13 protein-coding genes are annotated in these 14439 nt (G+C 65.2%); 10 read left to right on the top strand and 3 right to left on the bottom strand.

Features of this window, described 5'->3' with window-relative positions; genetic code table 11:
* Positions 1–6: 6 nt before the first annotated feature.
* Positions 7–948, bottom strand: a complete 942-nt coding sequence (locus tag ACT89O_RS18915; protein ID WP_487260856.1) for a S1C family serine protease — start codon at positions 946–948, stop codon at positions 7–9.
* Positions 949–1079: 131 nt separating this feature from the next.
* On the opposite strand from ACT89O_RS18915, the gene ACT89O_RS18910 reads away from it, so the two are divergent.
* The 9 genes from ACT89O_RS18910 to ACT89O_RS18870 all read left to right on the top strand — a co-directional run bounded on the left by ACT89O_RS18910 (position 1080) and on the right by ACT89O_RS18870 (position 11880).
* Positions 1080–1907: a TatD family hydrolase gene (locus ACT89O_RS18910; protein ID WP_487260855.1), complete on the top strand. Its 828-nt coding sequence runs from the start codon at positions 1080–1082 to the stop codon at positions 1905–1907.
* Positions 1908–2022: 115 nt separating this feature from the next.
* Positions 2023–2673: a DNA-deoxyinosine glycosylase gene (locus ACT89O_RS18905; protein ID WP_487260854.1), complete on the top strand. Its 651-nt coding sequence runs from the start codon at positions 2023–2025 to the stop codon at positions 2671–2673.
* A 9-nt stretch (positions 2674–2682) separates the two neighbouring features.
* Entirely contained in the window at positions 2683–3447 is a 765-nt protein-coding gene (locus ACT89O_RS18900) for a class I SAM-dependent methyltransferase (protein WP_487260853.1), read from the top strand.
* A gap of 40 nt (positions 3448–3487) precedes the next feature.
* A complete protein-coding gene (gene tfpB, locus ACT89O_RS18895; RefSeq protein ID WP_487260852.1) occupies positions 3488–5281 on the top strand; it encodes a type IV pilus assembly ATPase TfpB in 1794 nt (597 codons plus the stop codon).
* A 285-nt stretch (positions 5282–5566) separates the two neighbouring features.
* Positions 5567–6055, top strand: coding sequence for a tripartite tricarboxylate transporter TctB family protein (locus tag ACT89O_RS18890; RefSeq protein WP_055401465.1), 489 nt, complete (start codon positions 5567–5569; stop codon positions 6053–6055).
* Between the two features lie 15 nt (positions 6056–6070).
* Positions 6071–7582 carry a tripartite tricarboxylate transporter permease gene (locus ACT89O_RS18885; protein WP_055401467.1) on the top strand — a complete coding sequence of 504 codons (1512 nt, stop codon included), beginning with the start codon at positions 6071–6073 and terminating at the stop codon, positions 7580–7582.
* A 163-nt stretch (positions 7583–7745) separates the two neighbouring features.
* Positions 7746–9002 carry a DUF3422 family protein gene (locus ACT89O_RS18880; RefSeq protein WP_228896822.1) on the top strand — a complete coding sequence of 419 codons (1257 nt, stop codon included), beginning with the start codon at positions 7746–7748 and terminating at the stop codon, positions 9000–9002.
* A gap of 146 nt (positions 9003–9148) precedes the next feature.
* On the top strand, positions 9149–10771 hold the full coding sequence (locus ACT89O_RS18875) for a gamma-glutamyltransferase family protein (RefSeq protein ID WP_487260851.1): 1623 nt from the start codon (positions 9149–9151) through the stop codon (positions 10769–10771).
* Positions 10772–10950: 179 nt separating this feature from the next.
* On the top strand, positions 10951–11880 hold the full coding sequence (locus tag ACT89O_RS18870; protein WP_487260850.1) for a DMT family transporter: 930 nt from the start codon (positions 10951–10953) through the stop codon (positions 11878–11880).
* Positions 11881–11922: 42 nt separating this feature from the next.
* On the opposite strand, the gene ACT89O_RS18865 is transcribed toward ACT89O_RS18870, so the two are convergent.
* Both ACT89O_RS18865 and ACT89O_RS18860 read right to left on the bottom strand, forming a co-directional pair.
* The gene (locus tag ACT89O_RS18865) at positions 11923–12900 is read right to left on the bottom strand and encodes a M48 family metalloprotease (protein WP_487260849.1); all 978 of its coding nucleotides are present in this window, start codon (positions 12898–12900) and stop codon (positions 11923–11925) included.
* Between the two features lie 10 nt (positions 12901–12910).
* Positions 12911–13522 carry an SH3 domain-containing protein gene (locus tag ACT89O_RS18860; RefSeq protein WP_121505639.1) on the bottom strand — a complete coding sequence of 204 codons (612 nt, stop codon included), beginning with the start codon at positions 13520–13522 and terminating at the stop codon, positions 12911–12913.
* Positions 13523–13586: 64 nt separating this feature from the next.
* On the opposite strand from ACT89O_RS18860, the gene ACT89O_RS18855 reads away from it, so the two are divergent.
* Positions 13587–14417, top strand: coding sequence for an SDR family oxidoreductase (locus tag ACT89O_RS18855; RefSeq protein WP_487256306.1), 831 nt, complete (start codon positions 13587–13589; stop codon positions 14415–14417).
* The last annotated feature ends 22 nt before the right edge of the window (positions 14418–14439 follow it).

Genomic DNA, 14439 nt, shown 5'->3' with positions numbered 1-14439 from the left:
TCGGGATCAGAAGGGGGGCATGCCAACGGCGGAAGCGGCGTTCTCGATGGGCACCGCAAACCCGATGCCGATAAAGGTGCGTGCCGACGTGGGGTTCAGGATGGCGGTGACGATGCCCACCACCTCGCCATCGAGCGTGACCAGTGGGCCACCGGAGTTGCCGGGGTTGGCCGCAGCATCGAATTGGATCAGGTTGCTGAGCTGGCGCTTGCCTTCGGGCGAGGTGAATTCGCGCTGGAGGCCCGAGACCACGCCCGCTGAGGCCGAAGGCCCGATGCCGAACGGGAAGCCCACGGCCACCACGTGGTCGCCGGGGCGCAGGTCCTGGGTGGAGCGCAGCGGGGCTGCGAAGAGGTCATCGGGTACTTTGTGGGCTTGCAGCACGGCCAGGTCGTTTTCGGGCTGGGCGCCCGTGATGCTGGCGGTGGTTTCCAGGCCATCGTGGAAGGTGATTGCAATGCGGTCTGAGCCCGCCACCACGTGCAGGTTGGTCAGGATGATGCCTTTGTCCACAATCACCACGCCCGTGCCAATGCCGCGTTCCACCTCTTCCTTGCCGTTTTTGCTGCGGCCGTAGCCCACCACGCGCACGATCGAGGGAGAGATCGATTCCACAGCGCGGGCGGCGGCGGAGGGCGGGGTGGTCGTCTCCAGCGTGCGCAGCACGGCGGCGTCGATGTCTTCCTGGGTGATCCGCTGGGCGGCGGGGCGCTGGTGCAGCCACAGGCTGTAGAGCAGCAGTGTGGCCAGCAACGCGACCAATGCCCACAGGGCGTACAGATGGCGCCGCGACAGAGCCGTGCCCGCCACAGGCTTGGTGGCAGGGTTTGGAGAGGGCTCCATCACACTGGCCGCTGGTTGTTCGGTGGGCGCAGGCACTTTTTCAACCGGCTCGGGTGGGGCGCGGCGGGTGTGGCGGGAGCTGCTGTAGAGGGCGGGCCGGGGCATCCTGTCACCTTTTCTACGGAAGACGCCGCGAGACGGCGCACGGTTTTCACGTTAGCACGGATCGCTGCAGAGTGCACTTGCAAGGTTTCACGCCGAGGGAGCGGTCGGGGCTGATGGGGCATCATCACTCCATGACTGTCTGGATCGATACCCATTGCCACCTGGATGCGCCCGAATTTGACCCCGACCGCGATTCCGTGCGTGCCCAGGCGCGGGCCCAGGGCGTAGCCCATTGTGTGATTCCGGCGGTGGAGCGCAGCAACTGGGCCACGGTGCGCGCCCTGGCCCATCGGCATGGCGATAGCTATGCGCTGGGCATTCACCCCCTTTACACAGGGCGCGCGCACGACGCAGATCTGGAGCTGCTGGCGCAGGAACTGGAGCAACACCGGGCTGACCAGCGCCTGGTGGCCATCGGAGAGATTGGCCTGGATTACTTCGTGCCCGGCCTGGACCCAGCCCGGCAGGAGCAGTTCTATCGCACGCAGCTTCAGCTGGCGCGCCGGTTCGACCTGCCCGTAATCCTGCATGTGCGCCGCTCGTCCGACAAATTGCTCAAAGGCCTGCGGGAGCTGCCGGTACAAGGCGGTATCGCCCATGCCTTCAACGGCAGCCTGCAGCAGGCGCAGGCGTTCATCGCCCTGGGCTTCAAGCTGGGGTTTGGCGGCGCGATGACCTACGACCGGGCGCTGCAGCTGCGTCGCCTGGCGGCAGAACTGCCCGCAGAGGCCCTGGTGGTGGAGACCGATGCGCCGGACATCCCGCCCCATTGGTTGTATGCCACCGCCGCCCAGCGGCTCGAAGGCCTGCCCCAAGGGCGCAATGCACCCGGCGAACTCCCGCGCATTGCAAGCGCATTGGCCGAGCTGCGCAGTCAGCCGCTGGAGGATTTGGCGGGTATCACCTGTGCCAATGCGCTGGTTGCGCTGCCCCGGTTGCAGGCTCTGGTCTCCGTCTGATCCACCAATTGGTAGGTTTTTAGGAGGCCAGCGCTTTGTGGTAAAGGGTTTACAGCTATCGTTTTTTTTGAGGATGTCGCGGGGTTGCTGACGGGTTTCGGTTCAGAATCGGCGGATGCCCGACGCCGCTCTGACGCAGCCCCCTTCGCTCCCTGATGCTCCGGCGCCAGCCCTGCCGGTGCGCCTCCAGGGGCTGCCGCCGGTGGTGTCTGCAGGCACGGTGGTGCTGGTCCTCGGAAGTTTTCCGGGGGCTGCCTCCTTGCGGCTGCGCCAGTACTACGCACACCCGCAAAACCATTTCTGGAAGATCTTGCAAGCGCTGTGGCCGCAGCATCCCTTGCCGCCCGCAGGGGCCGAAGGGTATGCCGCACGTTGCGACTGGTTGCTGGCACGGGGGCTTGGCCTGTGGGATGTGTATGAGAGCTGCGAGCGGGAGGGCAGCCTGGACACCAGCATCCGCAATGCGCGGGTCAACGACTTTGCGCACCTGCAGGCGGTGTGTCCGCAGCTCGCCGCCGTCGCCCACAATGGGGGTGAGAGCTTCAAGCATGCCCCGGCGGTGCTCGGCAGCTTCCGGCCCCCCCGCGCTGCGGCGCATGATGATGTGCTTCTCGATCAGAGCGTGGGCACGGGTTCCGGGCCTGGTTCCACCCGCTCTATCGCATCGCACCGTCTGCCCTCGACCAGCCCGGCCAATGCCTCCTGGAGTTTTGAACGTAAATTGGCTGCCTGGGCGGACCTGATGGCGGCCCACCGCCTGCTTTGATTGTTGTGAATGACCCGCAAAAAAGAAAAATCACAAGAACTGCCCGAAGTCAGCGTCTCTGATGACGGCGAAGTGCGCCACCTGCACCTGGGCACCCCGTGGATTCAGGGGTCCATGCGCGTTGCAGAGCCTTTTGAACTGGAACTGGAGTACGTGCAGCGCATGATGGCGTGGCTGTTGTTTGCCGACCTGCCCCAGGTGTCCAAGGGGCACGCCATGCAGCTCGGGCTGGGGGCCGGTGCCATCACCAAGTTCTGCCACAAGAAGCTGCGCATCTGCACCACGGCCATCGAGCTCAACCCACAGGTCTTGGCGGTGTGCCGGCAGTGGTTCAAGCTGCCGCCCGATGGCCCCAAGCTGCGGGTGGTGCTGGCCGATGCGGCGCAAGAGATCAAGAACCCCATGTGGCAGGGCACGGTGGATGCGCTGGCGGTGGACCTGTACGACCATGAGGCCGCAGCGCCGGTGCTCGACAGCGCAGACTTCTACGCCGACTGCCGCGCCTTGCTGACCGACACGGGGTGCATGACGGTCAACCTGTTCGGGCGGGCGTCCAGCTTTGAGCGCAGCCTGCAGAGCATGGCGGCGGCCTTTGGTGACAGGGCACTCTGGGCCTTCAAGCCCACGCGAGAAGGCAACACCGTGGTGCTGGCCCAGAAGACGCCAACGCGCCCCAAGCGGGCGGAACTCGACGTGCAGGCGCAGGCCATCCAGGCGCGCTGGGACCTGCCGACCACCAAATGGCTGCGGGCATTCAAGCCCGTCGTGGCCTGAGCCCCGGGCCGCCCACAGCCCCGTTTCGGAAAGGTATCTGATGAAAACAATCTCCGCTTCCCTGGCCAGCACTGCGGCGCGACCCTACGTCGGTCCCGTGGACTGGCGACGCATGGTGCAGTGGCTCAGCGATGACGAAGTCATCTCCCAGCAAGAAGCTCAACGCACCATCGCCCGCTGCTCGCAGGCGGAAAGCTCCCAGCATGCGCTGGTGCGCCTGGCCAACGTGGCCATGGAACGTGCCAGCGATGGCAAGCCGCTGGACATCGAGGCGTTGTCTGAATACCTGGCCAAGCGGGCAGGCCTGCCTTATTTGCGGATCGATCCGCTCAAGGTGGACGTGGGGCGCGTGGCCGAAACCATGAGCGCCACCTATGCAGAGCGCCACAAGGTGCTGCCCGTGCAGGTCACCCCCAAGGAAGTGGTGGTGGCTACGGCCGAGCCCTTCATCGAGGACTGGGTGGCGGAGGTGGAGCGTCAGTCCCGGCGCACGGTGCGCCGCGTGGTGGCCAGCCCGCTGGACATTCACCGGTTTACTGCAGAGTTTTTTGCCCTGGCCAAGTCCGTGCGTGCCGCGCAGAAGGCAGGGGGCAACTCCGGGGGCAGCAGCTTCGAGCAGCTGGTGGAACTGGGCAAGAGCAACAAGCAGCTCGACGCCAACGACCAGGGCGTGGTCAAGGTGGTGGACTGGCTCTGGCAATATGCCTTTGACCAGCGCGCGAGCGACATCCACCTGGAACCACGGCGCGACCAGGGCGTGATCCGCTTTCGCATTGACGGCGTGTTGCACCCGGTCTACCAGATGCCCATGGGTGTGCACAACGCCATGGTCTCGCGCATCAAGCTCCTGGGCCGCATCGACGTGGTGGAAAAGCGCCGCCCGCAGGATGGCCGCATCAAGACGCGCAACCAGCGCGGGGACGAGGTGGAAATGCGCCTGTCCACCCTGCCCACGGCGTTTGGCGAGAAGATGGTCATGCGGATCTTTGACCCGGACAATGCCGTCAAGGATCTGGACGCCCTGGGCTTTGCCCAGCACGATGCCGAGCGCTGGGAGGCGCTGGTCAAGCGCCCGCACGGCATCATTCTCGTGACGGGGCCCACGGGCTCGGGAAAGACCACCACGCTGTATTCCACCTTGAAGCGCGTGGCGACCGAAGAGGTGAACGTGAGCACGGTGGAAGACCCGATCGAAATGATCGAGCCCAGCTTCAACCAGACCCAGGTGCAGCCCCAGCTCGACTTCAACTTTGCCGAGGGCCTGCGTGCCCTCATGCGCCAGGACCCGGACATCATCATGGTGGGCGAAATCCGCGACCTGGAGACGGCCGAGATGGCCATCCAGGCTGCGCTGACCGGGCATCTGGTGTTCTCCACACTGCACACCAACGACGCCCCGTCGGCCATCACCCGCATGATGGAACTGGGGGTGCCCCCCTATCTGCTCAATGCCACGCTGCTGGGGGTGCTGGCCCAGCGGCTGGTGCGCACGCTGTGCAAGCAGTGCAAACAAAAGGACGAAACGGCGCAGCGCGAAACGCTGGTGGAGGTGGTCAAGCCCTGGAAGCTCAGTGGCGGCTACCACCCCTACAAGCCCGTGGGCTGCGTGGACTGCCGCATGGGTGGATTTCGGGGGCGCATGGGCCTGTATGAATTGCTCACCGTGACCGAGGCGCTCAAGGAGAAGATCAACCAGGCGCCCTCGATCGACCAGTTGCGCCGCCAGGCCGTGCAGGATGGCATGCGGCCCTTGCGCCTGGCGGGCGCGCTGCGGGTGGCAGAGGGCCTGACCACGCTGGACGAGGTGATTGCTGCGACACCGCCGCTGGAGTAAGACCTTGAACCAGCTCCGCAGGAGCTAGGGATGTCCTGCATAACTCCCTGCGGTCTGTGATAGCGCGGTCTCGGGCAGTCCGCTGCGTTGCTTTTCTTGCCAATAGCCATGCTATTGGCCGCAAAAAGACGCCTTGCGGCCTTTCCCGATCCGCACTACCACCGACGCGCGAGGGTTATGCAGGACATCCCAAGCGTTACCGGATGTAGGTGGAATCCACATCCGCGCGGGCCTTGGTTGCACGCACAATCGCGCAGTCGAGATTTCCCGCCAAGGAGACAATTCGTGAAAATCAAAAGTCAAAAAGACTTCTTTGCCGGCCTCATGTTCATGGGGGTTGGTGTTGCGTTTGCGTGGGGAGCCACCACGTACAACGTCGGAAACGGGGCCCGCATGGGCCCGGGTTACTTCCCGCTGCTGCTGGGTATCTTGCTGGCCATCATCGGCGGCGCGATCACCTTCAAGGCCACTACGGTCGAAACCCAAGACGGTGACAAGATTGGAAAGTGGGCCTGGAAGCCGCTGTTCTTCATCTTGGCTGCCAACTTTGCGTTCGGTATCCTGCTGGGCGGCTTGCCCAGCATAGGTGTCCCGGCGATGGGCCTCATCGTGGGCATCTATGCACTGACCTTCATCGCAAGCCTGGCGGGCCAGGAGTTCCACGCGAAGTCCGTGTTCATCCTGGCCACCGTGTTGGCCATTGGCAGTTACGTGGCATTCGTCTGGGCGCTCAAGCTGCAGTTCCCTGTGTGGCCGAGTTTCATCACGGGTTGAGCAGGAGCACCGACCATGGAATTATTTGACAACCTCGCGATGGGTTTTGGCGTCGCGTTCACGTTCCAAAACCTCATTTACTGCTTTGTGGGCTGCTTGCTGGGCACGCTCATTGGCGTGTTGCCCGGCATCGGCCCGGTGGCAACCATCGCCATGCTGCTTCCAGCCACCTACGCGCTGCCACCCGTGGCTGCGCTGATCATGCTGGCCGGTATCTATTACGGTGCGCAGTACGGTGGCTCGACCACTGCCATTCTGGTGAACCTGCCGGGCGAGTCCTCGTCGGTGGTGACCGTGATCGACGGCTACCAGATGGCGCGCAAGGGCCGTGCGGGCCCTGCGTTGGCGGCGGCGGGCCTGGGCTCGTTCTTTGCCGGCTGCGTGGGTACGCTGATCCTGGCGGCCTTCGCACCTCCGTTGACCGAAGTGGCGTTCAAGTTCGGCCCTGCCGAGTACTTCTCGCTGATGGTGCTGGGCCTCATTGGCGCCGTGGTGCTGGCTTCGGGCTCGCTGCTCAAGGCCGTGGCCATGATCGTGCTGGGCCTGCTGATGGGCCTGGTGGGTACCGACGTGAACTCGGGTGTGGCCCGTTTCAGCTTCGACATTCCTGAACTGACCGACGGCATCGGCTTTGTGACCATCGCCATGGGTGTTTTCGGCTACGGCGAGATCATTGCCAACCTCTCGCGCCCTGACGATGAGCGCGAAGTGTTCACTGCCAAGGTGGAAGGCCTGTTCCCCACCAAGGACGACTTCAAGCGCATGATTCCTGCCGTGCTGCGGGGTACGGCGCTGGGTGCCGCCCTCGGTATCCTGCCCGGTGGTGGGGCATTGCTGGCTGCGTTTGCGGCCTACACCGTGGAGAAGAAGACCAAGCTCCAGCCCGGTGAAGTGCCTTTTGGCCAGGGCAACATCCGTGGTGTGGCAGCGCCCGAGTCGGCCAACAATGCCGGTTCGCAGACTTCCTTCATCCCGCTGCTGACGCTGGGTATCCCCCCCAACGCCGTGATGGCGCTGATGGTGGGTGCCATGACGATCCACAACATCCAGCCTGGTCCCCAGGTGATGACGAGCAATCCCGAGCTGTTCTGGGGCCTGATCGCCTCGATGTGGCTGGGCAATGCCATGCTGATCATCTTGAACCTGCCGCTGATCGGCATCTGGATCAAGCTGCTCACGGTGCCCTACCGCTGGCTGTTCCCGTCCATCGTGCTGTTCTGCGCCGTGGGTGTGTATTCGACCAACAACAACACCTGGGACATCTGGATGGTGGGTGCGTTTGGTCTGGTGGGCTACATCTTCCACAAGCTGGGCACCGAACCCGCACCTCTGCTGCTGGGCTTCATCCTGGGCCCGATGATGGAAGAGAACCTGCGCCGCGCGTTGCTGCTGTCGCGTGGCGACTGGAGCGTGTTCGTCACGCGTCCGCTGTCGGCAGGCTTGCTGGCTGCTGCGGCACTGCTGCTCATCATCGTGCTGCTGCCTTCGGTGAAGAGCAAGCGCGAGGAAGCCTTCGTCGAAGACTGACGGCACGGCCTTTTCCATCCGACTCCAGAACAACGGCACCTTCGGGTGCCGTTGTTTTTTGGTGATCTGCAGCCGCAGCACGCCCTCAGCGCCAGTACACAATGGCGGGCAAGAGGCCCGCATGTCCACTCCATTCCATCTGCCACAGCATCCCCACCGGGCGATGCTGCACAACGAAATCCACGCCCGTCCGCCCGAAGCCATGACGGCCCCGCTGGCCATTGCACACATCGTGATGCTGGCCGATGCCGCAGGGCGTGAAGCGAGCCGGGCCCATGTGGCGGCTCTGTTGCGCGACCACCACCTGGCATTGCCCGATGCGGACACCACGCACCTGCGCATGGACCTGGGGGCTTACCGCATGCGCTGGGAGCTGCACACCGAATTTGTGTCCTGGACCTTCATGGTGCCCATGGCGGCCGACGCCTTTGGCGAGCGGGAGCCGGCCAGCGCCGCAGACGCGGTGCCCCGCGGGTGGCTGGCGGCTTTGCCCGGGCATTGTCTGTGCAGCCTGAACCTGTGGGTACTGCCCACCCACACCTTTGGTTCGGGGTCGCTGGTCAAGCATGTGCTGCATGAGGACACGCTGGTGGCCTCCACGGTGGCCGACGGGCATGGCGAGGTCTACACCGATTTTGCGATCCACGCCGATGGGTTCTCGCGCATGGTGCTGCTCGCGGGCGGCATGACGCAGCGCCGCCTGGGCCGCCTGGTGCAGCGCCTGCTCGAAATCGAGACCTACCGCATGGCTGCCTTGCTGGGCCTGCCCGCTGCGCGCGAGGCCGCCAGTGTGCTGGCTTTTGCCGAACGCGAACTGGCCGAACTGGCCGACGCCATCCGCACCGCCAACCGCGACGCAGAGCCTGCGCTGCTGGACCGCCTGACCCGTCTGGCCGGGCAGGTGGAGAGCCAGTATGCGGCCACCCACTCGCGTTTTTCGGCCAGCAGCGCGTACTTCGAACTGCTGGACAAGCGCATTCAGGACATTGCCGAATCGCGCCTGGCCGGGATGCAGACGATTCGGGAATTCATGGACCGGCGCCTCACGCCTGCACGCAGCACCTGCGAATGGGCGGCGCGGCGCCAGGATGCGCTGTCGCAACGTGTCTCGCGCATGAGCAACCTGCTGCGCACCCGCGTGGAGATCGAGCAGCAGCAAAGCAGCCAGGCGCTGCTGACCACCATGAACCACCGGCAGGATTTGCAGCTGCAGATGCAGTCCACGGTGGAGGGCCTGTCGGTGGCGGCCATCACGTACTACATCGTGGGCCTGGTGAGCTACCTGGCCAAGGGGGCGCAGAAGCTTGGTTGGCCCCTGTCGCCGGAAACCACGGCGGCCATCGCCATTCCGGTGGTGGCGGGCGGCGTGTGGTGGTCGCTGAGGCGGCTGCACCACCGGGTGTTCCGCAAGCACGGCTAGCAGGGATCCACAAGAAGACAGCTCAGCGCACCGCGGCGTGCTGAGTGCTGAGCAGGGATGCTGGGGGTGGGGCCAAGCCCTACGGGCAGGCAGGCCCTTGTCGCACGCCCGGTGTGCGGACATGGCACGCGACCCATAATGGCTCGATGCACTTCAGCTACACCCACCCTTATGCCAGCACCCGCCTGCCGGTGTTTGCGCGCAATGTGGTTTCCACCTCGCATCCGTTGGCCGCCCAGGCGGGCCTGCGCATGCTGCAGCAGGGCGGCAATGCCGTTGATGCTGCTGTGGCGGCGGCAGCGGCCATGACGATCTGCGAGCCCGTGAGCAATGGGCTGGGCAGCGACGCGTTCTGCATCCTGTGGGACGGACAGGCCCTGCACGGGCTCAATGCCTCGGGCCGCGCCCCTGCGGCCTGGACACCCGGGTACTTTCACAGCCGCTACGGCAAGAGCCCGGCGAGCCCTCCCAAACGCGGGATCGATTCCGTCACTGTGCCGGGTGCCGTCAGCGCGTGGGTCGCTCTGTCCGAGCGTTTCGGCAAGCTGCCCTTTGCCGCGCTGATGGAGCCCGCCGCCGAGATTGCCGAGCGTGGCTACCTGGTGCCGGTGGTGGTGCAGCAAAAATGGGCTGCTGCAGTGCCTGAACTGCAGTCGCAGCCGGGGTTTGCGCAAAGCTTTATGCCCTGGGGCCGCGCGCCGCAGGTGGGTGAGCTCTTCCAGTTTGCCGCCGCAGCCCGTGCGCTGCGCGCCATCGGGGCCACACAGGGCCAGGCGTTCTACAGGGGCGAAATTGCCCAGGCGCTGGTCGCCTTCTCGCAGGCCCAGGGCGGCAGCCTGACGCTGGCGGATCTGGCAGCACACCGCCCTGAATGGGTTACGCCCATTGCCCGCAACTACCGAGGCTATACCCTGCACGAGATCCCGCCCAACGGGCAGGGCATCGCAGCGCTGATTGCGCTGGGCATACTGGACCGATTCGATCTGGCGAGCCATCCCGTGGATGGCGCAGCGTCCCAGCATCTGCAGATCGAGGCCATGAAGCTCGCATTTGCCGATGTGTACCGCCATGTGGCCGAGCCATCGTCCATGGAGGTGACCCCCGCGCAAATGCTCGATGACGCGTACCTGGCCTCCCGTGCCAAACTCATCGACATGAACAAGGCGCAGGATTTCGGGGCTGGCAATCCGGTCAAGGGTGGCACGATCTACCTCACTGCGGCCGACGAAAACGGCATGATGGTGAGCTTCATCCAGAGCAACTACATGGGCTTCGGCTCGGGTTGTGTGGAGCCCACCTTTGGCATCAGCCTGCAGAACCGGGGCCAGGCGTTCAGCACCGACCCGGCGGGCCCCAACCCAGCCAACCTGGTGGCGCCCGGCAAGCGACCGTTTCACACAATCATCCCCGCCTTCCTCACGCAAAACGGCCAGCCTGTGATGAGCTACGGAGTGATGGGCGCCAACATGCAGCCACAGGGCCACATGCAAACCCTGGTGCGCATGCTGGACTACGGCCAGAACCCGCAGGTGGCTTGCGACGCACCACGCTGGCGCTTCAATGAAGGGCTGTCGATCAACGTCGAGGCCGCCATGCCCGCCGCGACGGTGCAGGGCCTGCTGGGCCTGGGGCACCGCATGGAGGTGATCCAGGATTCCTACCAGGACTTTGGCGCCGGCCAGTTCATCTGGCGCATGGGCGACCCCAAGGTGCAGGGCTATTTGGCCGCCAGCGATCCGCGTCGCGACGGCCAGGTGGCGGGGTATTGATGGAACACCCCCTGAGTCGCTTCGCGCCTTCCCCCTCTCTCTACGCGCTGCGCGCTACGGGAGGGGGACGCGGCCAGCGGCCTGGCAAAGCCAGTTCCGCGGCCACCTCGCGTCAGGACGTGCCAGTTTCATGGGCTGTGCTGTCGCGCAGCGCAATGAATAACTGAATATAGAAAAAAGTGGCTCCATCGCAATCTGAACAAGCGCAAGCAGCTACAAAAAACGTAGCAACTGGTCTCGCCCTGGCCCTGCTGGGCTCCATCGCCTTCAGCGGCAAGGCCATCATCGTCAAGCTGGCGTACCGCCATGGTGTTGATGCGGTCACGCTCATCATGTACCGCATGCTGTTTGCGCTGCCCATCTTTGCCGTGATGGCCTGGTGGGCCAGCCGGGGCAAGCCCCCACTGACCCGCAATGACTGGCTGGGTGTGCTGGGCTTGGGGCTCACGGGCTACTACCTGGCGAGTTTTCTGGACTTTGCAGGGCTGGCCTACATCAGTGCCAGCCTGGAGCGCCTGATCCTGTATCTCAACCCCACGCTGGTGGTGATGCTGGGCTGGGTGCTGTACCGGCGCAGCATCACCTGGGGGCAGGCGGTGGGCATGCTGATCAGCTACTGCGGCGTGGTGCTGGTGTTCGGCCACGAGGCCAATCTGCAGGGCACCAACGCAGCCTGGGGCACCCTGCTGGTGTTCCTGAGTGCGGTGAGCTATGCCATCTATCTGGTCTACAGCGGCGAGATGGTGCGGCGCCTGGGTTCGCTGCGGCTGGTGGGACTGGCCACCACCGTGGCGTGCCTGCTGTGTCTGCTGCAGTTTGTGGTGCTGCGGCCTTTCAGCGCTGCCGTGGTGGCGCCCGAGGTGATCTGGCTGTCTATCCTCAACGCCACGCTCTGCACGGCTGCGCCCGTGCTCATGGTGATGATGGCCATTGAGCGCGTGGGCGCTGGAATGACCGCACAGACCGGCATGGTGGGGCCGCTGTCCACCATCCTCATGGGGGTCTGGATTCTGGGTGAGCCGTTCACGGTGTGGGTGGCTGCGGGCACGGCACTGGTGATCACGGGTATTTTTGTGTTCACCCAATTGGCGCGCCGCCAAGCGCCCTGACCTGGCAGCGGAGAGCGGGTGCGCGCTCTCCTTGGGGGTGACTTATCCCGCCTTCTTTGCCGCTGCAGGCCGGGCAGAGGGTGCCGGAGCATTGGCAGGCGCACTGCCGCCCAGGCGCTGTGCAATCGATGCGCGCGACCCGCCCAGCCCATCGAGCTGGCGGCCCATGGATTGCTCCAGGTAATCCAGACGGGCCTGTGCGGCGGGGTGGGTGGACATCGTCAGCGTGAACATGGGGTTGTCCGGCGTGACGGTGCGCAGCTGCTGCAGCACTGAGACCAGACCGTAGGGGTCAAAACCCGCCTTGGCCGCCAGCGACACCCCGGTGCGGTCCGCCTCGAATTCGTCGGACTGGCTCAGCCCCTTGGTGTAGACGGTGCGGAACAGCGACAGCAGCTGGTCCTTGACGAGCTGCCCGGCGATGTTGCTGGTGCGGATCTGCGAGGCCAGCAGTTGCGTGCCGACCCCCGCCATGGCGCTTTGCCGGATGGCCTGGAGGTGGTGTTTGGAGGTCACGTGCGTGATCTCGTGCGCCAGGATGCCCGCCAGCTCGGACTCGTCGGCGCAGCGGTCAATGAGCCCCTTGGTCACGAACACATAGCCGCCCGGCGCGGCAAAGGCGTTGTAGCCTGCGTCGTCCAGCACCACAAAGGTCCACGGCAGGCCAGGGCGCGACGACTGCAGGCTCACCCACCGGCCCAGGCGGTTCACATAGCGCTGCAGTGCCATGTCCGGGTGGGCGGGCTTGGCGCCCAGCAGCAGGGCGGCCAGCTGGCGGCCGATCTCGATTTCCTTGGCCTCGTCGATGTTCTCCATCGACTGTGTGAGCAGGCTGATCAGATCGTCACCCTGCGCCGTCGGAGCGGCTTTGCCCCCCGTGATGGCCGAGCCCAGCCCGCCCCCCAGGGAGTTGAGGATGTTCATCACGTTCTGGCTGTGGGCGGCCAGGGGCGCTGCGGCGAGCAGCGCGCACAAGGCTGCCGTCTGCGCGCGGCGTTTCCAGGTGGAATTCCGGTTCATGGCCATTTCCTCAGTTAGGGCTGTAGTTGGGGTCGGAGGGGTTGCTGGACCCGCTGCCGGAGCCCCGACTGGATGTGGGCAGTGCGGGCTGCGCCAGGGCGGGCACATCCCGGGATTGCAGGGACGCCGAGCTGGCGAACTGGCGCGCCTGGTCGGCATTCACCCGCAGGCTTTCTGCCCGGCCGACGGCGGCAGGATTGGGCTGCGCATTGGCGATGTCTTCAGCATCCAGGCCACGAATGCCCACCGTGGACGTGGCCGTGGTGGTGGAGCCGCTGTTGCCGCCAAACAGCCCGCCCAGGCCTCGCAGGCCGCTGGTGGCGGCGTTGTTGGTGGGCGTGGCCGACCCCGACTGCGGTCCCAGGTCGAACATGTGCACCCAGCCGGTGGCGCCTTGCTGTGTGCTCACCTTGGTCCAGGGGCCCTTGCGCTCGTTGCTGCGCGTGACCACGGTGTTGGCCTCCAGCGGGGCCACGCTCGCACCGCTGTCGGCGGGGGTGTCGCGCAACTGGGTGGCACGCTTGACCACGGCCGCCTCCTGCGCATGCGCGCTACCTGCCAGGGGTGCCAATGCGGCCCATGCCAGCCAGGTGGCCAGGGCTCCGCGGTGCAGCCAATTCATGTTGCAGCTCTCCACTTATGATGATCTGTGAATGCTGCGGCTTGCAGCAGAACCGGAGATTGTTATGGATTTGGGTATCGCAGGCAAATGGGCGCTGGTGTGTGGCGCGAGCAAGGGTTTGGGCTATGGCTGTGCGCTGGCCCTGGTGCGTGAGGGCGTCAATGTGGTCATCAACGCCCGCAATGCCCAGGCGCTGGAGCAGGCTGCTACACAATTGGTAGCTGAAGGCGCAATGCAGGAAAGCGCTGGCGGCCAAAAAAGCTCCAAACCGACGGTGCTGGCGGTAGCTGCTGACATCACCACCGCCGAGGGCCGTGCTGCCGTGTTCTCCGTGACAGGTGGCCCGGGCCGTGACTTTGACATCGTGGTGACAAATGCCGGCGGCCCGCCCACGGGCGACTTCCGCGACTGGGACCGCGATGCATGGATCAAGGCCGTGGACGCCAACATGCTCACCCCCATCGAACTGATCAAGGCCACAGTGGACGGCATGGCTGCGCGAGGCTTTGGCCGCATCGTCAACATCACCTCCAGCGCGGTGAAGGCGCCCATCGACATCCTGGGCCTGTCCAACGGCGCGCGCAGCGGGCTCACGGGCTTTGTGGCGGGGGTCTCGCGCAGCAAGATCGCTGCACGGGGCGTCACCATCAACAACCTCTTGCCCGGCAAGTTCGACACCGACCGACTGGCCGCCACCGTGACCGCTGCTGCCGGTAAGGCTGGCAAGAGCGTGGACGATGTTCGCGCGCAACAGCAGGCCCAGATTCCGGCAGGGCGGTATGGCACGGCGCAGGAGTTTGGTGCCATCTGCGCTTTCCTGTGCAGCCAGCAGGCGGGTTATATGACCGGGCAGAACGTGCTGGCGGACGGCGGCGCTTATCCTGGGACCTTCTGACCCGGGTTGAGACAGAAGGTCA

The sequence above is a fragment of the Acidovorax sp. NN32 genome (genome assembly GCF_057597245.1).
This window is presented reverse-complemented; position numbering and strand designations above follow the sequence as displayed.

Bases quoted from the DNA above. Each gene is read 5' to 3' on its own strand.
- ACT89O_RS18915 (WP_487260856.1), bottom strand. From the start codon at position 948: ATGCCCCGGCCCGCCCTCTACAGCAGCTCCCGCCACACCCGCCGCGCC.
- ACT89O_RS18910 (WP_487260855.1), top strand. From the start codon at position 1,080: ATGACTGTCTGGATCGATACCCATTGCCACCTGGATGCGCCCGAATTT.
- ACT89O_RS18905 (WP_487260854.1), top strand. From the start codon at position 2,023: ATGCCCGACGCCGCTCTGACGCAGCCCCCTTCGCTCCCTGATGCTCCG.
- ACT89O_RS18900 (WP_487260853.1), top strand. From the start codon at position 2,683: ATGACCCGCAAAAAAGAAAAATCACAAGAACTGCCCGAAGTCAGCGTC.
- tfpB (WP_487260852.1), top strand. From the start codon at position 3,488: ATGAAAACAATCTCCGCTTCCCTGGCCAGCACTGCGGCGCGACCCTAC.
- ACT89O_RS18885 (WP_055401467.1), top strand. From the start codon at position 6,071: ATGGAATTATTTGACAACCTCGCGATGGGTTTTGGCGTCGCGTTCACG.
- ACT89O_RS18880 (WP_228896822.1), top strand. From the start codon at position 7,746: ATGCTGCACAACGAAATCCACGCCCGTCCGCCCGAAGCCATGACGGCC.
- ACT89O_RS18875 (WP_487260851.1), top strand. From the start codon at position 9,149: ATGCACTTCAGCTACACCCACCCTTATGCCAGCACCCGCCTGCCGGTG.
- ACT89O_RS18865 (WP_487260849.1), bottom strand. From the start codon at position 12,900: ATGAACCGGAATTCCACCTGGAAACGCCGCGCGCAGACGGCAGCCTTG.
- ACT89O_RS18860 (WP_121505639.1), bottom strand. From the start codon at position 13,522: ATGAATTGGCTGCACCGCGGAGCCCTGGCCACCTGGCTGGCATGGGCC.
- ACT89O_RS18855 (WP_487256306.1), top strand. From the start codon at position 13,587: ATGGATTTGGGTATCGCAGGCAAATGGGCGCTGGTGTGTGGCGCGAGC.